This window comes from Caproiciproducens sp. MSJ-32 (assembly GCF_018918055.1).
In the GTDB taxonomy this organism is placed as follows: domain Bacteria; phylum Bacillota; class Clostridia; order Clostridiales; family Clostridiaceae; genus Clostridium.
Genome location: NZ_JAHLPS010000091.1, coordinates 1 through 20,431, shown reverse-complemented (window position 1 = coordinate 20,431; position 20,431 = coordinate 1). Strand labels below are relative to the sequence as shown.

Genomic DNA, 20,431 nt, shown 5'->3' with positions numbered 1-20,431 from the left:
GCAGCCCTCTTAGCATTACTTTATAATTTTCCATCTAACTCCTTGTGGAGTATCTTCTAGAATTATATTTCTAGCTCTTAAATCATCTCTTATTTTATCTGCTAGTGCAAAGTTTTTATTTTTCCTTGCTTCCTGTCTTTGTTTTATTAATTCTTCAACTTCTTCTTCTAAGCTTAACTTTGTTGAATTTTGAAGTATTCCAAGAGGAGCTCCTAACTCTCTAATTAAATTTAATGCTTCTTGGCACAGTTCCTTTGAAGACTCAATAGATATGTTAGTATTTATATCTTTTATTAAATCAAAAATTGCAGTTATAGCATCTGCCGTATTAAAATCATCATCCATTTTTTCTATATATTTTTGTCTATATACATCTAAAGATTTTAAATATTCTCTTTCCTTATCATCCATTTTTTCTTTTTTTACTTCATCTATAAGGTTTTCTAAATTGTTAATAGCATTGTACATTCTCTCTACTGATGATTTAGCTGATTCAAGAAGATCTTCACTAAAATTTAAAGGCGATCTATAATGACCTGATAACATTAAAAATCTTACAACATCAGCGCTATAATCTTTTAATATTTCTCTTGCAGTTAAAAAGTTATTCAAGGATTTAGACATTTTTTGATTGTTTATATTTAAGAAGGCACCATGCATCCAATAATTTGCGAACTTTTTACCTGTTAGGGCTTCACTTTGTGCTATTTCATTTTCATGATGAGGGAAGGTTAAATCTACTCCTCCAGCATGAATATCTATGGTGTCTCCTAATAATTTTTTTGCCATGCAAGAGCATTCTATATGCCATCCTGGTCTTCCTTTTCCCCATGGGCTATCCCAAGCTGGCTCACCAGGTTTTTGAGCTTTCCATAAAGCAAAATCCATTGGATCTTCTTTTCTTTCATCTACATTAATTCTTGCTCCTGCTTTTAGATCCTCAAGATTTTGACCAATTAACTGGCCATAACTTTCAAATTTATTAGTTCTAAAATATACATCTCCATCTACTTCATAGGCATAGCCTTTTTCAATTAAGCCGCTAATAAATTCTATAATATCTTCAATAAATTCTGTTGCTCTTGGATTAATGGAAGCTCTCTTTATATTTAAACCGTCTGCATCTTTATAATATTCTTGAATATATTTATCTCCTACATCCTTTACAGTTGTACCTTCTTCATTTGCTCTTTTAATCATTTTGTCATCTATATCTGTAAAGTTTTGTACAAACTTGACCTTATATCCTCTATACTCAAAATATCTTCTAATAGTATCAAAAACTATAAAAGTTCTTCCATTCCCTATATGAAAATAGTTATACACAGTTGGTCCACAGACATACATCTTTATTTCTCCTGGAGTAATAGGGATGAATTCTTCTTTTTTCCTCGTTAAACTATTATAAATCTTCATTTATAATACCCCCTATCTTATAGATATTTTATTTTTCTCAAACTCTTCTTTTACCCTAGCTGCAACTTCTTCTATTTTTATATTTTCAATTTCTGAAGTCCTTAACTTAAATTCAACCATACCTTCAGATACCTTTTTACCAACAGTTATTCTCATTGGTATACCCATAAGGTCTGAATCTTTAAACTTAACTCCAGCTCTTTCATTTCTGTCATCAAAAATTACATCTATTCCCATAGCTTTTAATTCTTCATATATTTCATTTGCAACTTTCATTTGCATTTCATCTTTTATATTTACTGCTATAACATTAACATGATATGGAGCTACTGATAATGGCCATATAATTCCGTTTTCATCATGGTTCTGCTCTATTATTGATGCCATTGTTCTTGTTACACCTATTCCATAGCAGCCCATTAAAAAAGGAACCTCTTTTCCATTTTCATCTATAAATTTTGCATTCATTGCTTCAGAATATTTTGTTCCAAGCTTGAAAATGTGACCTACTTCTGTTCCCTTTGATATTGTTATTTTTCCACCACAAACTGGGCAGTTTTCACCTTCTGTTATATTTCTATAATCTCCAACCTTACCTTCAAAATCTCTGCCATAATTAACATTTTCAAAATGATATCCAGTTTCGTTAGCTCCTACAATAAAATTATACATATTAGCTACTTCTTCATCTACTAATAAAATATCAACATTTAAATTTATAGGACCTGCAAAACCTACTTGTGCATTTGTAGCCTTAAAAACTTCCTCAGGACTAGCCATGCTTAAATCAACAACTCCACCTAAAGCATTAGAAAGCTTAACTTCATTTACTTCTCTATCACCTCTAACCATAACTGCTACTATTTTACCATCAGCATTATATATTAGAGTTTTAGCAAATTTCTTTTTAGTTGTATTAAAGAATTTAATTAAGTCCTCTATAGTTCTTACATTAGGTGTTTCTATCTTATTTATTTCTTTATATTCTTCTTTTTCAGCTTTTTCTGGAGTTGAAGGCGCCTTTTCAATATTTGCTGCATAGTCGCAGTTTGTACAGAATACTACATCATCTTCTCCAACTTCTGATTTTACCATAAATTCAGCAGAACCAGATCCTCCAATAGCCCCTGTATCTGCATCAACTGGCTTAGCCACTATTCCACATCTTTCAAAAATTCTAATATAGGCATCTCTCATTTTATTGTAAGATATATCTAATCCTTCTTGATCCTTATCAAAGCTATAGGCATCCTTCATTACGAATTCTCTTGATCTCATAACACCAAATCTTGGTCTTCTTTCATCTCTATATTTTGTTTGTATTTGATAAAGATTAAGAGGTAATTGCTTATATGATTTTATTTCATTTCTTGCTATATCAGTAAATACTTCTTCGTGAGTTGGTCCAAGACAAAAATCTCTATCATTTCTATCTTTTAATCTAAACATTTCTGCTCCGTAAGCATTCCATCTTCCTGATTCTTGCCAAAGCTCAGCAGGAATAATAGCTGATGCTAAAAATTCTTGAGCTCCTGCATTATTCATTTCTTCTCTTATTATATTTTCAATATTCTTTAAAACTTTTAAACCTAATGGCATATAGTTATATATCCCTGAAGCCATTTTTCTTATCATACCAGCTCTAAGCATTAATTTATGACTATCTATTTCTGCTTCTGCTGGAACTTCTCTTAATGTTGATATTAACATATTAGACATTTTCATATTCTCTTCCTCCTAATTGTATATTTTCATATTAAATTAAATCTCTTATCTTTAAAATATAGTATAACAAAAAAGTCCGCCCTAATGTATTAGGGCGAACTTGTATCGCGGTACCACCTAAATTTGTTCTCTAAAATGATAACGGTATTAAACCGATAGTTTTTGCCTATACTCCAAAGCTGGTTCAAACCCTATTGAAAATCTTTCAGCCTACGAATTTTCTCTCTGAACATCGGATTCTACTATTCTTCTTCAACGTTTTAGCATATTAACTTTTAGCTTAATTTATTATATATTTTACTAAAAATCTTGTCAATAAAGTTATTACCATTATATTAGCTTTTCTGCTAAAATCAAATCTTCTGGAGTAGTAACCTTTATATTTTCATAGTCACCTTCATATAGATATACTTTATTATTATATCTTTCAACAACCATAGTATCATCGGTAACGGATATGCCCTCTTCTTTTATTCTTTTATGACATTCCTTTATTATTGATGCTTTAAATACCTGCGGAGTCTGTATTGCAACTAAGGTATTTCTTACTGGCGTAAATTTGGAAAATCCATTTTCATCAATTACCTTAATTGTATCCTTTGGTTTAACTCCCGGCGCTGCTGCACCATATTGCCTAGCATATTTTATTCCATCTTCTATTATGCTGTTTTTTGTAAAAGGTCTTGCAGCATCATGTATTAAGACAATTTCTGAATCATCCACTTCCTTCAAGGCGTTATAGACAGAATCTTGTCTCTCTTTGCCACCTTCGACTATTTTATCAACCTTTAAAGAATATTTGAATAACACATTTTCTTTGCAAAATTCTATTTCATCTTTTGGCAAAACTAAAATTATTTTATCTATATGAATAGAATTTATAAATTTGGTTAGGGTGTAATATAAAATGGGTTTGCCCTTTAACTCTATATATTGCTTGCTAACTTTAGATCCCATTCTTTTACCTTTTCCCCCTGCCAAAATTATAGCACTTACCATCTTAACACCTACTAACTATTCCTTTGGTTTCGCAAATATCATTCTTCCTGCTGCAGTTTGAAGGACAGAAGTCACTATTACTACTATTTGCTCTCCTATGAATCTTCTTCCATCTTCAACTACTATCATAGTTCCATCATCTAAATAACCAATACCTTGGGATGCCTCTTTTCCATCCTTTACAACTATAACCTTCATTTCCTCACCAGGTAGGACTACTGGCTTTATAGAATTTGCTAATTCATTAATATTAAGAACTGGAACTCCTTGAAACTCTGCTACTTTATTTAAGTTAAAATCATTTGTTATAACTTTTCCTTTTAACTTTTGAGCAAGCTTCAATAATTTACTATCTACTTCTGTAATTTCAGGAAAATCGCCTTCCCAAATTTGAGTTTCTATTTCTAACTCTTTTTGAATTTTATTTAATATATCAAGTCCCCTTCTTCCTCTATTTCTTTTCAAGGCATCTGCTGAGTCAGAAATATGTCTGAGCTCATCTAATACAAAACTTGGTATTACAAGAGGACCTTCTATGAATCCCGTTTGGCATATATCAAAAATTCTACCATCTATTATTACTGATGTATCTAACACCTTAGGAATACCTTTTATGTTTGATTTTCCTTTTTTTTCTTTATTACTTGTACCTTTTTTCATATTATTAAGAATATTTGTAATATCATCTTTCTTCTCAATAAATATATTAGCTGATATTATTGCAAATATTAAATTCAATAGCACAAAAAGTATTGGACCTAATCCATATAAATCTATACTATTTAAAGGCAACCCTATTAAAGATGTTATTATTAATGATATTAAAGCTCCTACTCCTCCGAAAATAAGTTCAGCAACTGTTAAATTTTGAACGCTTCTCTCAGCATATTCTATTAATTTTAAAATAGAGCTATATACACGTGGAGATATAAAATAAAATATAATTCCAAATAATACAGTTATAAAGATACGTAAAGATATAAGTCCGATTGGTTTAGATAAAAAAGATATTCCTTGCAAAGCAACAATTTCAAATATTAAGCCGCTTACAATATAGCCGCTAATAAAACCTATAATAGTAAATATAGCTCTTATAATCTTTTTTAACATAAATTTCACCTCCTATTTATTTCTTATAAAATAACTATAAAATTCCTTATTATTATACCATATAAAGCCATTCCCTACACTTAAAAATTATTAAAATCTTATTAATTTAAAATACCCCCTATAAAATATTAGGATTATTATATATTATTATATTAAGCTAATCCACAAAGAAATTTATTTACCATATTCAGTCTTAAAATTAACTTTTATAACTAATAATTCTTTTATTAAGGAGATAAGACCTATGAAAGACATAATTTTTGATGCTTTTCAAAATGATGTAAATGAATTGCTTCTTCGTCATAAAAGCATTTTGGATATTATAACTAAATATAATGAGGCTTCTTCAAGAGTAAGCAGAGCTGTTGCTAAAGCTGTAACTAATTGTGGCTGTATAAAAATCTCTGCAAAAAAACAGAATCTGCCCGAAGAGTTAGATGATTTTAAAATTTCCCTGGATAGCCACTTAAAGGGAAAAATATGTGATAATTGCAGGGAAATAATTGAATCTGAAATAGGAAATAGCATGTTTTATCTAAGTGCCCTATGCAATACTTTAGATATTAGTTTATATGATGTTCTGCTAAAAGAAAGCGAAAAACTTAATATTCTTGGAAAATTTAATTTAGAATAAAATTTTAAGCAGGTTTTAAACCTGCTTTCATATTATTAACCATATTATTAGTTGTTATTCATAATTTTGTCAAATTTCACTTTTTAAGTAGATTTGTTCCTTAATTCTTTTTAAACCATTTCTTATCATTCTAGCTCTTGCTTCTCCTATACCTTCTACATTATCTAGATCTTCAATATCTGCTTCTAATACATATTTTAATTTTTTGAAGTGTTTTACTAAGTTTTCTATAACAGATATAGGGATTCTCTGTAATTTAAAAAGTATTCTGTATCCCCTTGGAGATATTAAAGAATCAACTAAAGAATTTCCTTGTCTTCCTATAATCTTTGCTATATGCTCTAAATCTAACAATTCACTAGAACTTAATTTTTGTATTTCTTCATACACTTCACAATAATCTAAATCGGATCTACAATAATCTCTGATAAGAAGTATACCATCTCTTTCTATAAATCTTATAGATTCATTTAACTGCATAGAAACAAGTCTACCTTCATTTCCAAGCTCTACAATATACCTTTCTATTTCTTCTACAATTCTCATTACCATTTCTGTTCTTTGTATAGCCGTAACCACATCAAATACAGTTGTTAAATCTTGAAATTCTAATATGTCTAAATTACTTATTACTTTATCCAATACTTTTACATACTTTTCTAAAGTTTGAATAGCCTGATTTGCTCTGCTTAAAATTACGCTAGTATCTTGAAGGACATATTTTAAGTCTCCTTTATAAACTGTTATAATATTTCTTCTCTGAGATATGGCAATTACAATTTTACCTGTCTGCTTTGCCATTCTATGGGCAGTTCTATGTCTTGTTCCAGTTTCATAAGTAGTAATAGAATGTTCTGGAACCAATTGAGTATTAGCCCTTAATATTTTTTTTAAATCTTCGCTTATTACAATGGCACCATCCATTTTAGCTAATTCATATATATAGGCTGGTGAATAGTCAGCATCAATTTTGAAGCCTCCATCAACTAAATTCATTACTTCTTCGCTATCACCAATTAAAATTAGCCCTCCTGTTTTAGCTCTTAAAATATTTTCTAAACCTTCTCTTAATGGTGTGCCGGGACTCATAATTTTTAAAATATCTTTCATTTTTTCATCATCTTTTATTCTCATATGCTCACCTAATCTTTAGAATATATTATTAATTGCCTCTATTAAATTGCTTACTCCAATTATGCTTATTGTTTTGCTCTTTACCTTATCTTTATTTCTATCAGGAATTATAGCATGTTTAAATCCCATTTTTTCTGCTTCTCTTATTAGTTTATCGCAGGATGCAACTGGCCTAATTTCTCCAGTAAGACCTACTTCTCCTATTATTAATACTTTCTCTAATTTAAAAGGCTTATTTTTAATACTAGATATTAGGGATAAGGCTAACCCTAAATCACCAGTTGTTCCTTCTAGTCTAAGGCCTCCTACAACATTTGCATATACATCATACTTATAGAAAGGTATTCTTAACTTTTTCTCTAAAACAGCTATTATTAATCTCAGTCTTTGAAAATCTATCCCTATACCAGTTCTTATCGGAATATTCATCTTTGTCTCAGTAGCTAAAGCCTGCATTTCTACTAAAATAGGTCTTGTACCCTCCATTATTCCTATAACTGATGAGCCTTCCTGATTAAAATTAGTTTCCTCTAAAAATATCTTTGAAGGATCATATATTTCTACTAAACCTTCTTCTGACATTTCAAATACTCCAATTTCACTAGTTGTACCAAACCTATTTTTCATTGTTCTTAAAACTCTAAATTCCTCTGTACGTTCTCCTTCAAAATACAATACAGTATCAACTATATGCTCTAGCACCCTTGGTCCTGCAAGCTCCCCTTGTTTTGTTACATGAGCAACTATAAATAAGGGAATATTATTATTTTTTCCTATTCTCATTATTGCATTTGAACATTCCCTAACCTGAGATACACTTCCAGGTGCTGAACTTATATTTTCCTTATATACTGTTTGTATCGAATCTATTATTACAAAGACAGGTTTTAGTTCCTCTATATGAGCTTCTATTAAATCTAGATTTGTTTCTGATAATATGTATAAATTATTTGATTTTACTCCAAGCCTATCTCCTCGAATTTTTATTTGTTCTTCAGATTCTTCACCAGATACATAAAGAACTTTTCCATAATTGCTGGCAATATAATTTGATGTTTGAAGTAAAAGTGTAGATTTGCCTATTCCAGGATCTCCCGAAATTAATGTTAAGGAACCCCTTACAATTCCTCCCCCTAACACTCTATTTAATTCTTCTAATCCGGTATTATATCTTTTTTTTTCACCTGATTGTATCTCCCCTATACTTTTCGGAGAATTTTCTAATATTCTTACAGTATTTATTTGATTTTTTACTTCTTTTTTATTATCTCTAATTTCCTCTACTAGTGTATTCCAATTATTACAGTCTGGACATTTACCAAGCCACTTTGCAGACTCATATCCACATTCCTGACAAACATATACAGATTTTATTTTAGGCATTATATCTACCTACCTATCTATTTTTTAGCTTTATTGCTATTTATTATTATAACCTTATTTAAATTAAATTTAACACTAATATTTAATATATCATAAGTATTTTCCAAATACCATTTTTTGTGTAAAAAATATTCTTTAAAAGAAAAAGAGATTAGATAATTTTATCAATTACCTAATCTCTAATTATTTTAGTTATTATTATCTTGAAAGTAATTTTGCTGCTGCTTCATCTACTATAACTGTTACATCATGATGTAATTGTAGAAGGGATGCTGGTAACTTAGTAGTAATATTTCCTTCTATCATAGCTTTTACTGCTTCTGCTTTTTCTTCACCACTTGCAATTAATAATATTTTCTTAGCTTTCATTATTCCACCGATTCCCATTGAGAATGCCTGAGTTGGAACTTCTTCAATTGAATTAAAAAATCTTGAATTAGCCTTAATTGTATCTTCAGTTAAATCTGTTAAGTGTGTCCCAAAAACAAGCTCTTCTGCTGGTTCATTAAATGCAATATGTCCATTATTTCCTATACCTAATAATTGAAGATCTGTTCCACCAAGTTCTGCTATCTTTGCATCATATCTTCTTCCTTCTTCTTCAGCATCTTCTGCAAGACCATTTGGAACATAAGTATTGTTCTTATTAATATTAACATGATTAAATAGATTTTCATTCATAAAGTATCTATAACTTTGAGGATGTTCTCCTGATAATCCTACATATTCATCTAGATTAACTGTTGTTACATTTGAAAAATCTACTTCCCCATCTTTATACATTTTTATTAACTCTTTATATAAGCCAACTGGTGAACTACCTGTTGCCAGACCTAATATTGCATTTGGTTTTTCCTTTATTGTTTCTGCTATTATTTCAGCAGCTCTTTTACTTAATTCATCATAATTTTTAGTAATTATTAGTCTCATGTTATTTTACCCTCTCTCCTTGATATATTAACTTCTAATAAAAATTTGTCTGACCTATAAATAGCTTCTTCTAAAAATATAATCTTATTTCTTTGGTCGAATGTTTTACTTGATATTTTTAACATTGGAACCATGGTTTCTACATTGAATATTCTTCCTAATTCATCATCCATTAAAATAGCTGCAATTGATGATTCTGAATATTCAATATTGTGACCAAAGCTCTCTAAAATTTTAAATAAAGAGTTTTTTAACATACTCTCATCTATTTTTTCACAGTATTCCTTAGGAATATATACTGTTTCTAAAGCTATACATTCATTATCAACTATTCTTTTTCTTTTAATTTTAAATAATTTATCTGATAGGAATATCGATTTATATTTTTCTGGTGTATTAATTTCAATAAATTCTAAAACCTCTGTTTCTAAAGATCTTCCTGTTTTCTTTATAATATCTGTAAAACTCATAATATCTTGTTGCTTTAGGGTTTGATCACATACAAAGGTTCCCTTACCTTTTATCCTCATGAGTGCACCCTCTTGAACTAACTCCCCTATAGCCTGCCTTATTGTCATTCTACTTACTCCATAAAGTTCACACAATTCTCTTTCACTAGCTATACAATCACCAGGCTTCCATAATCCTTCAGATATTTTTTTAATTAAATCATTTTTTAATTGATAATAAACGGGAATTGGACTACTTTTGTCTATCATTTATTAATCCTCCTAATCATATTATACTCATAATCATTATAGATGTCTAGACCACTTATAAAATTTTATTAATTGTTATAAAAAAAGTATTTTTACAAAAAATATACTTGATTCTATTATACAAGGAGATGATTCTATGATTAATAAAAATTATTTAAAAAATATCCCTGCAAAGAATACTATTAGAGAAGAAAATAAAAGAGTATTGTCTGAAGATCTTTCTAATACATATTCATCAGACTTATTAAGCAATATGATTTTAAATTCTAACCTAAATAATGATAATATAATAAGATAACAATATTATTTATTTTTATAACATAATATGTGTATTGTAAATATCTCATAATTAGTATAAAATTAATATTAAATAATATTAATTACGTTTTAAAGGAGTGAATACAAATGGTTAAAGTATATAGTACATCTTCATGTCCTTGGTGTGTAAAAGCAAAAAATTATTTAAAGTCACTAAATGTTGAATTTGAAGAATATAATGTACAAGATGATATGGAAGCAAGAGAAGAAATGATTAGCAAATCAAAGCAAATGGGAGTTCCTGTTTTAGATATTAACGGGAAAATCATTGTAGGTTTTGATAAACCAGCTATCGATGAAGCTTTAAATCTTTAATAGAATACTAACTAGTACATAAAAAAAGAAGATTGTTTACAATCTTCTTTTTTTCAACAAATCCATTTATATATTCATTTTTTATATTATTTTCTATCAATTAAATTTATAATAGTTGCCTTAGGTCTTGTCATTGCCTCTATTGAATATTTGATTCCTTGAGTTCCAATACCCGAAGCTTTAACTCCTAAGAATGGGAAATGATCTGGTCCTCTTTCAGTTTTATTATTTACTTGAACAGTACCTACTTCTAATCTATCAGCTACATAAAAGGCTTCATTTATATTTTCAGTAAATACAGCTGATTGTAAACCATATTTTGATTCATTTGCTATAGCTATAGCTTCATCTTTATCCTTTACCCTTATTATTGGTAGTACTGGGCCAAATGGCTCTTCCCAAGCTAATCTCATATCTGTAGTTACATAGTCAAATAATGTTGGATAAACAAGATTTCCTTCTCTATTTCCTCCAACTAATAACTTAGCTCCTTTTTCTTTTGCTTCTTCTATAAGTTCAACTACAAAATCTGCTGCTTTGCTATTAATTAAAGGAACTATATTTACATCATCAATCTCTAAAGGATTTCCAATTGATAATTTTTCAACCTTTTCTTTTATCTTCTCAACTAAAGCATCAGCAACCTTATCAACAACTAAAACTCTCTTAACTGCTGTACATCTTTGACCAGAATAAGAATAAGCACCTGATACTATATTAGAAGCTGTTAAATCTAAATCTGCATCTTCTAATACTATAGCAGCATCCTTACCACCTAATTCCATCAATAATGGTACCATTGATGTTATCTTAGAGATTCTTGTTCCTATTTCTGTACTACCTGTAAAGTTTATAAAATCTACATCCCTATGAGTTACTATATAATCTCCTATTTCGCTTCCTTTTCCTGTAACTGTATTTAAAACTCCTGCTGGAACTCCTGCTTCTTCAAAAACTTTTGCTAAATATAATCCACAAAGACTTCCTTGAGTTGCAGGCTTTAAAACCACTGTATTTCCTGCTACTATTGCAGGGGCAATTTTAGATGCAGCTAAGTTAATTGGATAGTTAAAAGGAGATATTGCCAATACCACTCCTAAAGGTTCTCTAGTAACTACTGATATCTTATTTCTTTTAAATCCTGGGAAACTATCTCCTGGAATACTTTCTCCTGATAAACTCTTTGAAGCATCTGCAGTAAATCTAATAAAATCTGCTGTTCTTAGAATTTCTGATTCACAGCTTTTTTTGTCTTTTCCTATTTCTAGCATCATTATATTAGTTAAGTCTTCAACCTTATCTTCTAATATGTCTGCTGCCTTATAAAGAACCTCAGCTCTTTTATTAATAGGTGTATTTTTCCATTCTTCCTGTGCTTTTCTAGCAGACTCAAAAGTGTAATCAACTTCTTCTGTAGTCATAGCAGGCACTTTACCCACAAGTCTATTGTCTATTGGTGAATATATTTCAATAAAATTTCCACTTTTACTATTAGTCCAGTTACCATTTATTAAATTTCTAAATATTAGCTCCTGGTCTTTTATATTGCTAAACATAATATCACCTACCTTTATTTTTGTACAGCTGCTTCTATTGCTTTTTGATCAAAACCAACTATTATTTGTCCGTCTATATCAATTACTGGAACTGTTCTTTGTCCTGAAACCTTAAATACTTCGTCTCTTTCTTCTTTTGCATCTGCTACATTAATTTCTTCAAAGTCCCATCCTTTCATCTTAAAGAACTTCTTAGCCTTTATACATGATGGGCACCATGATGTTGAATAAATTTTTATCATTTTTTCACCTCTAAATCCTATTATTTTCTTTTGCTTTCTACTATATATTTTTCTGCTTCAAGGGCCGCTATAGTACCATCTGCAACAGCTGTTGTTATTTGTCTATATTGTTTTTCTCTAACATCTCCTGCTGCATAAACACCTTTTATATTAGTATTCATTAATTCATCAGTTATAATATAACCATTAGAAGTTAAATTTATATAATCTTTAAAAATAACTGTTTTAGGCTCTGTTCCAATATACCCAAATACTGCATCTATTGGAATTTCCCTTTCAGTATTATCTTTTACATTTCTTATTAATGCCCTTTCAACAAAGTTTTCTCCCTTTACATCTACTAAGTCTTCATTAAATAGAATTTCTATCTTAGGATTTTTCATTACTTCATCAAGAGTTGATTTTTCTCCCCTAAAGTAGTCATATCTTCTTATCATAACTACTTTTGAAGCAAATTTACTTAAGAATAGAGCTTCTTCTAAAGCTGAATTACCTCCACCTACAACTCCAATTATCTTACCTTCATACATTGCGCCATCGCATACTGCACAATAATGTACTCCCTTTCCAGAAAATTTATCTTCATTTGGTATAGGTAATTTTCTAGGAGTTGCACCAGTAGCTATTATTACTGCTTTAGTTCTGTATATATAATTAGTAGTTTCTATTATTTTAGGATCTACACTAAAATCTACTTTTTCAATTATGTCAAATTCATCTATTTCAGCTCCAAGAGCTTCAGCTTGTTCCTGCATCTTGTCTGCTAATTCTGAACCTGATATTTCCTTAAATCCAGGATAATTTTCTATAGTGTAGCTATTCCTAACTTGACCACCTACTATTTGATCTTCTAATAAAATCATATCTAATTTCGCTCTAGTTGCATATATAGCTGCTGTTAATCCTGCTGGACCGCCGCCTATAATTACTAGATCTTTATTTCTAATTTCCTTACTCATATTCCCTCCTCTTTCTACCCCCCAGGGGTATGTCTTATTTTCATTATATAGTTCTTATATATAAAATGCAACTAATAATTAATAATTTTTCTCATTTTATTAATTATTTTATATTTTTATTATTCTCACTAATAAACAAATTATTATTAAAAAAATAAGCCGTTACACAGAAAATGTGTAACAGCATAATTTTTTAGAATTTCAGCCTAGGCTGAAATTAATCCTTAATTGTCAATTCTCAATTGTCAATGGATTAAGAGATGTGTTTAAATTTAAGTCCATTTTCACTACAATAAACTTTTAAATTATCTCCAACTTTAATAAAGCCCTTTAACATTTCTTCACTTAATTTATCTTCCAATTCCTTAGTGATTACTCTCCTTAATGGTCTTGCTCCATAAGTTGTATCAACACCCTTACTTACTAAAAATCTTTTACTTTCCTCATCTAGGCTTAAGCTTATTTCTCTTTCCTTTAGTTTATTTATTGTATTATTTAGCAACAAGTTAACTATCTTTAATATATCATTTTCTTTTAACTTATGGAATACTATTATATCATCAACCCTATTTAAGAATTCTGGCTTAAATTTTCTTTTAATCTCTTCCATAATATTATTTTTCATTTTTTCATATTCATCTTTTTCTAGATCATTACTAATTGAAAAACCTACAGAACTTTGCTTCTTAATATTATGGGCTCCAACATTAGAAGTCATTATTATTATTGAATTTCTAAAATTAATATTTCTGCCCATATTATCTGTTAAGCGTCCATCTTCCATTATCTGAAGCAATATATTATATATATCTTCATGGGCCTTCTCAATTTCATCAAGCAATATTACTGAATATGGATTTCTTCTTACAGCTTCTGTTAACTGCCCTCCTTCATTATATCCTACATACCCTGGAGGAGCACCAATTAACCTTGATACAGAATGTTTTTCCATATATTCAGACATATCTATTCTTATTAAATTATTTTTATTTCCAAACATAGTCTCAGCTAAAGCATTACATAATTCAGTTTTTCCAACACCTGTTGGCCCACAGAATATAAATGTTCCTATAGGCCTATTTGGATCCTTTAAACCAACTCTTGCCCTTCTTATAGCCCTAGAAACTGCTAAAATAGCTTCCTTTTGACCAACAACTCTTTTTTGTAAGGTTTCCTCTAGTCGTAATAATTTCTCAGATTCCTTCTCTGTAAGTTTTTCTAGTGGAATTTTAGTCCAGGCAGATACAACTTTAGCTATTTTTTCTCTATTAACTAAATAATTATCACTTATTTCATTATTCGAATTTACCTTATAATTATTTAATTTTTCTCTTAACTCCTGTTCTTTGTCCCTTAAATAAGCTGCTTTTTCAAAATCTTGGTTTATTATTGAATTTTCTTTTTCTCTAATTATATTTTTAATTTCTGTTTTAATATTTTCTATGCTTTCAAAATCTACAAAATTGTTTAAGTTTTCTATTCTTACTTTTGCTGAAGCTTCATCTATTAAATCAATTGCCTTATCTGGTAAATATCTATCTGTTATATATCTATCTGCTAATTCTACAGCTGCTTCCAAAGCTTCATCCTCTATTTTTACATTATGATGCATTTCATATTTTTCTTTTATACCCTTAAGAATTAAAAGAGTATCTTCCTTGCTTGGCTCATCAATTCTAACGGGCTGAAATCTTCTCTCTAAGGCAGGATCCTTTTCTATATATTTTCTATACTCATCTATAGTAGTTGCCCCAATACATTTTATTTCTCCTCTTGCTAAAGCTGGTTTTAAAATATTAGAAGCATCTATAGCTCCTTCTGCTGCTCCAGCACCTACTATTGTGTGTATTTCATCTATAAAAATTATAATGTCTTGAGACATTTTAATTTCTTCCATTACTCTCTTTAATCTTTCCTCAAATTCACCTCTATATTTTGCCCCTGCAATCATAGAAGTTAAATCTAAAGATATTATTTCCTTATCTCTTAAAATGTCAGGAACATTTCCATTAACTATTCTTTGAGCAAGTCCCTCAACAACTGCTGTTTTTCCTACTCCTGGTTCTCCAATAAGACAAGGATTATTTTTTATTCTTCTGCATAATATTTCTAATATTCTTTGATTTTCTTTTTCTCTTCCAATTACAGGATCCAGTTTTCCCTCTCTTGCAAGCTCAGTCAGATTTATACCATATTGACTAAGCATTACTAATTTAGAATTTTTCTTCTTACTTTTATTTTCTAAATTAATTTCTCCTGATTTATCTTCATACAAATAAGATTTTAATTTACTCTTTACTAAATTAAAATCAAGGCCTAAAGTTCCTAAAATATAATAAGCTACACCCTCTTTATCATCTAATAATGATAATAAAATATGTTCTGGTTTTACATTCTGATGATTAAAGGCCCTTGCCTTGACTAAACTATCATCAAGAATTTTCTTAGTTTGAGGATTTAAAAGCATCTCTCCAATAGAAATATCGATATCTCCAAATCCCAAATAATCTTCTATTACCCTTCTAACATTATCAAGCGTTATTTTATTATTATAAAGAACCTCCTTAGCATATCCCCCTTCTCTTAGAATGCCCAAGAGAATATGCTCTGTTCCTATATATCCATGTCTAAAATATTGAGATTCCTTTTGCGCTTCTACCAAAACCTTCTGAGACCTCTCTGTAAAATTCTCAAAAACCATATATACCTCCAATCCGCATTATTTTATTTCATTATTAAATTTTATAAATTATGATAAGATAACAGCTAACATTCCCTTAAGAATATCAGCTCTAAGTTCGTTTTTATACTCTGAGGATGCTATTGTTCTATCATTTAAGGCTATTTTCATTATTTCATATTCCCTATTGGTAATTAAATCTGTTTCTTTTAAATGATTCAATATAGATATAGCTCCATTATAAGTAATACTATTGCCAATTGATTCTCCTATTAACTTTAGCTTTTCGCTATTATCATGATAATTTATTCTTTTTATAACAATGCATCCTCCACCACCTCTTTTGCTTTCTATAACATAACCCTTCTCATAAGTAAATCTTGTTGATAAAACATAATTAATTTGAGATGGTGCACATGAAAATTTATCTGCTAATTCATTTCTACGAATAGAGACCATACTTTCTTCTTCTTCACTTATCATATCTTTTATAAAATTTTCTATTACATCAGAAATTCTTGCCATTTTATCACCTTCTTAAACCAAATTTTTTGTTGACCTTCTTTGACTTTTATTATATATTATTATTTTTTAAATGTCCATTTGTTAATTCTATCAATTTTGTCAAAACTATATATGAGGTGATAATAAGATGGAGATTAAATGGATGGGTAACACAAGTTTCTTAATAAAAACTTCCCTTGGCAAGAAAATTCTTTTAGATCCTATACAAATTCATCCTTTAATAGAAAAGTATGATTTTAATCCAGATATAATTACTTTTAGCCACTTGCATAATAATGAAATTATTAGTGATTTTATCAATAAAAATTCTATCGTTATAACTTCCCCCTGCAGCTTTACTAATGAATATATATCTATAGAAGGTTATAATACTTATAGAGATGATTTAAATGGATATAAAAGAGGAGAAAATATTATATATTACTTTAATATTGATGATTATAAAATATGTCATTTGGGTTCCTTAGGTCATTGCTTAGATTCTGAATTATTATCTAAAATATATGGCTGTGATTTTTTATTTATTCCTATTGGCGGTCACTTTTGCTTAGATGGTTTTCAAGCTGCTAAATTATCGAAAAATATTAATCCTAAATATATAATTCCAATGGCTTATAAAACTTCATCAGAATATTTCTTTCTTGACGGACCTCATAAATTCCTATCATCCATGAAGAATACTCTACTAATAGAAAAGGATATAATATATACTGATGAATTATTATTTGATGAGCCCTGCACTATAATAATATTGTCAAACAAAAAATAAAGAACCGCTAATATAGCGGTTCCTTATGTAAATTATGCTTCTACTGGAGCTCCTACAGGACAAACATTTGCACAGTTTCCACAATCTATGCAAGTATCTTCATCAATGATGAATTGAGTATCTCCTTGTGATATAGCTTCAACAGGGCATTCTGCAGCGCATGCACCACAGCTTATGCATGAATCTTCTATTTTATATGCCATATAAAGCACCTCCTAAAAATAAGAATTATTTCATTACTATTCTAACATAGGCCTTCTAAATTTTAAAGGGTTAAGTTATACATTTAAATTAAATTACAGTATAACCCATATCTTCTATTGAAGAAATTAAATCCTCTAAAGTAATACTTGATTCATCATAAAATATAGTAACTTCCTTTTTAGAAAATAATATTTCACAAGCTATTACCCCTATATTTTTAGCAATAGCTTCTCTAATAATAGCAACATCTTTATTATCTTTCATATTAGGAACCTTTAAAAAGGACTTCATATCATTTCTCCCCCTAGTTTTCCTCTATAAGATCCTTAATTAAATTTTTATCTTCTGGTGACTCAACTTCTAATTTTATTTCTGAATCATCAACAGCATCTTCATAACTTCCTTCAACCAATTCAATATTATCTATCTTAAATTCTTCTATTATTTCCTCATCTATTCTTTTATATTTTACTTTCACGCTCTCTTTTACTGTACTATTAGATACAACTTCACCTTCTATATCTCCTATTCTAACAATTGAACCTACTTTAGGTAATCTTTGTCTTATATCTTCATATGTACTTTGCTCATAATTTAAACAGCACATCAATCTTCCGCATATTCCAGATATTTTTGTTGGATTTAATGAAAGATTCTGTTCCTTAGCCATTTTTATAGAAACTGATGCAAAATCTCCTAAGAAGGTTGAGCAGCAAAGAGTTCTTCCACAAGCTCCTAATCCCCCTAGCATCTTAGCCTCATCTCTAACACCAATTTGTCTAAGTTCTATTCGTGTTTTAAAAATAGTAGCCAAGTCTTTTACTAATTCTCTAAAATCTACTCTTCCATCTGCTGTGAAGTAAAATATTACTTTATTATTATCAAATGTATATTCTACATCTATTAATTTCATATCTAATCCATGCTCTTCTACTTTCTTTAAACAAATTTCTAGAGCATCTTTTTCTTTTAATTTATTTTCCTTATGTTTCTTTACATCATCTTCTTCTGCAACTCTTATTACACTTTTTAAAGGTGCTACAATATCAGATTCAGGTATTTCCTTAATTCCAATAACACATTCTCCAAACTCTATTCCTCTAGCAGTTTCTACTATAACAAAATCTCCAGCATTTATTTCTAAATTATTAGGATCAAAATAATATATTTTACCTGCCTTCTTAAATCTTACACCTACAACTTCTATCATTATTTAACCTCCATAAAACCTATAAGCATAACTCTAACTGTCAATAAAAAATTTGAGTTTTTTAATAAATTATGTCTGCACTCTCCTATTTTATCAATAATTTTAGTAAGTTTCTTATAGGACATTTCAATAGCTAATTGCTTAATATCATTTATCTTATCTTTATTTATTATCCCCTTTTCATTATTTATTTCCTTAAAAACCATTATATCTCTTATAAAAGATGATAAAATATTTAATATTTCCTCTTTTTTTTCTTTATAGGAAGACAATTTATCTTCATATTCCAATAAATTGCTAATATCTCCTTTAATGATTTTATATAATAAATCAATTAATATATCTCGTAAATTCTTTAAGGATGAATCCTTTAAGAAAGCTTCAGCTTTTCCAGGTATTCCTTCTGCATATGAAATAGCTGCACTTATCTCTTCATCTTTGTATTCAGAAATACCTATCTTTTTTAGATATAAACTAACTTCTTCATTGGATAAGGGAGTTAGTTTATGTATTTCACATCTGGATTTTATAGTATCTAGAATCAGCTCTAAACTCTCACATAATAAAATTATATAAACACCTTTAGGAGGCTCCTCAATAGTTTTTAAAAGAGCATTTTGAGCTTGAACTGTTAATTTATTTCCATCATGAATTATGATTATCTTCTTATCTCCCTCATAGGGTTTTTTATTAATCTCACTTATTATTTCTCTAGCTTCATCAACCCCAAAGGAAGCTTTTTTCAATCTATAATTTATAATATCTACGCATTCTCTATCAGCCCTTATCCCTAATATATTTTTAGCCATTATATTGGCTAATGGGCTTTTTCCAATTCCATCTTCTCCAACTATTATGTGGGCATGGGAGATTTCTCCTGTGCTGATTCTTGAATTTAAATTATTTAATATTCTACTATGTCCAATAAATTCCCCCATGATATCCTCCAATAATTTATTTATACCCTAATAAACTGATCTACATCTAAAACAAATATAGTAGCTCCACCTACTTCAACTTCAATAGGGTAAGACATGAACATATCCATATTACCAGTAATAGGTGTTGTAGTGTTTATTATTTGCTTACGCTTTTTACAAGTATCTTCTATTAAACTAATAACATAATTAACTTTTTCTTCTTCAACTCCAATAATTAAAGTTGTATTACCAGCTTTTAAAAAACCCCCAGTTGTAGCTAGTTTTGTAACCCTAAATCCTGCTTCTGTTACAGAATCGATTAATTCTGCTGAATCATCATCTTGTACTATGGCTATTACCAATTTCATATATAACCCTCCATAAATAATACTAAGTTCTGTTAAGTTATATGATATTTGAATTTCATCCCTCCTTAGAGTATCTTAAATATAGCAACACCAAAAATACCTCCGAAGGAGAGATGAAATTATGTGCAAATTATTGAATAAAATTTCATGTCCAAGATGCCATAGTCAAAATCTCTATCGCTTTGGAAAAGACAAAGCAGGTAATCAAAAATATCAATGTAAAGACTGTAGACGTCAGTTTACTTTTGAAGATTGTAGGGGTAAGAAAAATCGTATATTGAGAGGATATCCTCGTTGTCCTGTTTGTGGTAATGG

General features: G+C 29.3%; 23 protein-coding genes. 5 read left to right on the top strand and 18 right to left on the bottom strand.

Annotation, left to right across the window (positions count from 1 at the left end; translation table 11 throughout):
• Positions 1 to 15: 15 nt before the first annotated feature.
• The 4 genes from cysS to KQI16_RS09995 form a co-directional block, all read right to left on the bottom strand.
• Positions 16 to 1,416, bottom strand: a complete 1,401-nt coding sequence (gene cysS / locus KQI16_RS10010) for a cysteine--tRNA ligase (protein WP_216434071.1) — start codon at positions 1,414 to 1,416, stop codon at positions 16 to 18.
• A 12-nt stretch (positions 1,417 to 1,428) separates the two neighbouring features.
• Positions 1,429 to 3,141, bottom strand: a complete 1,713-nt coding sequence (locus tag KQI16_RS10005) for a proline--tRNA ligase (protein WP_216434069.1) — start codon at positions 3,139 to 3,141, stop codon at positions 1,429 to 1,431.
• Between the two features lie 330 nt (positions 3,142 to 3,471).
• Positions 3,472 to 4,140, bottom strand: coding sequence for a 2-C-methyl-D-erythritol 4-phosphate cytidylyltransferase (gene ispD, locus KQI16_RS10000; RefSeq protein WP_216434067.1), 669 nt, complete (start codon positions 4,138 to 4,140; stop codon positions 3,472 to 3,474).
• Positions 4,141 to 4,155: 15 nt separating this feature from the next.
• Entirely contained in the window at positions 4,156 to 5,250 is a 1,095-nt protein-coding gene (locus tag KQI16_RS09995) for a PIN/TRAM domain-containing protein (RefSeq protein ID WP_216434065.1), read from the bottom strand.
• Between the two features lie 244 nt (positions 5,251 to 5,494).
• Between KQI16_RS09995 and KQI16_RS09990 the strand changes: the two genes are divergently transcribed.
• On the top strand, positions 5,495 to 5,884 hold the full coding sequence (locus KQI16_RS09990) for a DUF1573 domain-containing protein (protein WP_216434063.1): 390 nt from the start codon (positions 5,495 to 5,497) through the stop codon (positions 5,882 to 5,884).
• Between the two features lie 69 nt (positions 5,885 to 5,953).
• Here KQI16_RS09990 and disA read toward each other — a convergent pair whose 3' ends face one another.
• The 4 genes from disA to KQI16_RS09970 form a co-directional block, all read right to left on the bottom strand.
• Positions 5,954 to 7,018 carry a DNA integrity scanning diadenylate cyclase DisA gene (gene disA / locus KQI16_RS09985; RefSeq protein WP_216434061.1) on the bottom strand — a complete coding sequence of 355 codons (1,065 nt, stop codon included), beginning with the start codon at positions 7,016 to 7,018 and terminating at the stop codon, positions 5,954 to 5,956.
• 15 nt (positions 7,019 to 7,033) lie between these two features.
• Entirely contained in the window at positions 7,034 to 8,401 is a 1,368-nt protein-coding gene (gene radA / locus KQI16_RS09980) for a DNA repair protein RadA (RefSeq protein ID WP_216434059.1), read from the bottom strand.
• 198 nt (positions 8,402 to 8,599) lie between these two features.
• Positions 8,600 to 9,331: a glucosamine-6-phosphate deaminase gene (gene nagB / locus KQI16_RS09975; protein ID WP_216434057.1), complete on the bottom strand. Its 732-nt coding sequence runs from the start codon at positions 9,329 to 9,331 to the stop codon at positions 8,600 to 8,602.
• On the bottom strand, positions 9,328 to 10,050 hold the full coding sequence (locus KQI16_RS09970) for a GntR family transcriptional regulator (RefSeq protein WP_216434055.1): 723 nt from the start codon (positions 10,048 to 10,050) through the stop codon (positions 9,328 to 9,330). The genes nagB and KQI16_RS09970 overlap by 4 nt, the downstream gene beginning before the upstream one ends.
• A 136-nt stretch (positions 10,051 to 10,186) precedes the next feature.
• On the opposite strand from KQI16_RS09970, the gene KQI16_RS09965 reads away from it, so the two are divergent.
• Together KQI16_RS09965 and KQI16_RS09960 are read left to right on the top strand one after the other, a co-directional pair.
• Positions 10,187 to 10,348: a hypothetical protein gene (locus tag KQI16_RS09965; protein ID WP_216434053.1), complete on the top strand. Its 162-nt coding sequence runs from the start codon at positions 10,187 to 10,189 to the stop codon at positions 10,346 to 10,348.
• Positions 10,349 to 10,455: 107 nt separating this feature from the next.
• Positions 10,456 to 10,683, top strand: coding sequence for a glutaredoxin family protein (locus tag KQI16_RS09960; RefSeq protein ID WP_216434051.1), 228 nt, complete (start codon positions 10,456 to 10,458; stop codon positions 10,681 to 10,683).
• 86 nt (positions 10,684 to 10,769) lie between these two features.
• Here KQI16_RS09960 and KQI16_RS09955 read toward each other — a convergent pair whose 3' ends face one another.
• The 5 genes from KQI16_RS09955 to KQI16_RS09935 all read right to left on the bottom strand — a co-directional run bounded on the left by KQI16_RS09955 (position 10,770) and on the right by KQI16_RS09935 (position 16,645).
• On the bottom strand, positions 10,770 to 12,239 hold the full coding sequence (locus KQI16_RS09955) for an NADP-dependent glyceraldehyde-3-phosphate dehydrogenase (RefSeq protein WP_216434049.1): 1,470 nt from the start codon (positions 12,237 to 12,239) through the stop codon (positions 10,770 to 10,772).
• 14 nt (positions 12,240 to 12,253) lie between these two features.
• On the bottom strand, positions 12,254 to 12,481 hold the full coding sequence (locus KQI16_RS09950) for a glutaredoxin domain-containing protein (protein ID WP_216434047.1): 228 nt from the start codon (positions 12,479 to 12,481) through the stop codon (positions 12,254 to 12,256).
• A 20-nt stretch (positions 12,482 to 12,501) separates the two neighbouring features.
• On the bottom strand, positions 12,502 to 13,440 hold the full coding sequence (gene trxB / locus KQI16_RS09945) for a thioredoxin-disulfide reductase (RefSeq protein WP_216434045.1): 939 nt from the start codon (positions 13,438 to 13,440) through the stop codon (positions 12,502 to 12,504).
• Between the two features lie 253 nt (positions 13,441 to 13,693).
• Positions 13,694 to 16,141 carry an ATP-dependent Clp protease ATP-binding subunit gene (locus KQI16_RS09940; RefSeq protein ID WP_216434043.1) on the bottom strand — a complete coding sequence of 816 codons (2,448 nt, stop codon included), beginning with the start codon at positions 16,139 to 16,141 and terminating at the stop codon, positions 13,694 to 13,696.
• A 48-nt stretch (positions 16,142 to 16,189) separates the two neighbouring features.
• A complete protein-coding gene (locus tag KQI16_RS09935; protein ID WP_216434041.1) occupies positions 16,190 to 16,645 on the bottom strand; it encodes a CtsR family transcriptional regulator in 456 nt (151 codons plus the stop codon).
• Between the two features lie 127 nt (positions 16,646 to 16,772).
• Here KQI16_RS09935 and KQI16_RS09930 point away from each other — a divergent pair, with 127 nt between their 5' ends.
• Entirely contained in the window at positions 16,773 to 17,414 is a 642-nt protein-coding gene (locus KQI16_RS09930) for an MBL fold metallo-hydrolase (protein WP_216434040.1), read from the top strand.
• 32 nt (positions 17,415 to 17,446) lie between these two features.
• On the opposite strand, the gene KQI16_RS09925 is transcribed toward KQI16_RS09930, so the two are convergent.
• The 5 genes from KQI16_RS09925 to KQI16_RS09905 all read right to left on the bottom strand — a co-directional run bounded on the left by KQI16_RS09925 (position 17,447) and on the right by KQI16_RS09905 (position 20,116).
• Complete coding sequence (locus tag KQI16_RS09925; protein WP_216434037.1) at positions 17,447 to 17,617, bottom strand: DUF362 domain-containing protein; 171 nt, start codon at positions 17,615 to 17,617, stop codon at positions 17,447 to 17,449.
• A gap of 88 nt (positions 17,618 to 17,705) precedes the next feature.
• Positions 17,706 to 17,909: a heavy-metal-associated domain-containing protein gene (locus KQI16_RS09920; protein WP_216434035.1), complete on the bottom strand. Its 204-nt coding sequence runs from the start codon at positions 17,907 to 17,909 to the stop codon at positions 17,706 to 17,708.
• A gap of 13 nt (positions 17,910 to 17,922) precedes the next feature.
• Complete coding sequence (locus tag KQI16_RS09915; RefSeq protein WP_216434032.1) at positions 17,923 to 18,828, bottom strand: PSP1 domain-containing protein; 906 nt, start codon at positions 18,826 to 18,828, stop codon at positions 17,923 to 17,925.
• The gene (locus KQI16_RS09910; RefSeq protein ID WP_216434030.1) at positions 18,828 to 19,766 is read right to left on the bottom strand and encodes a DNA polymerase III subunit delta'; all 939 of its coding nucleotides are present in this window, start codon (positions 19,764 to 19,766) and stop codon (positions 18,828 to 18,830) included. Before KQI16_RS09910 ends, KQI16_RS09915 begins: the two co-directional genes overlap by 1 nt.
• A 20-nt stretch (positions 19,767 to 19,786) precedes the next feature.
• The gene (locus KQI16_RS09905; protein WP_216434028.1) at positions 19,787 to 20,116 is read right to left on the bottom strand and encodes a cyclic-di-AMP receptor; all 330 of its coding nucleotides are present in this window, start codon (positions 20,114 to 20,116) and stop codon (positions 19,787 to 19,789) included.
• A gap of 121 nt (positions 20,117 to 20,237) precedes the next feature.
• Here KQI16_RS09905 and KQI16_RS13100 point away from each other — a divergent pair.
• Positions 20,238 to 20,431 (top strand): IS1/IS1595 family N-terminal zinc-binding domain-containing protein (locus tag KQI16_RS13100; RefSeq protein WP_442861798.1); only part of this gene is annotated, 194 nt, incomplete at its 3' end.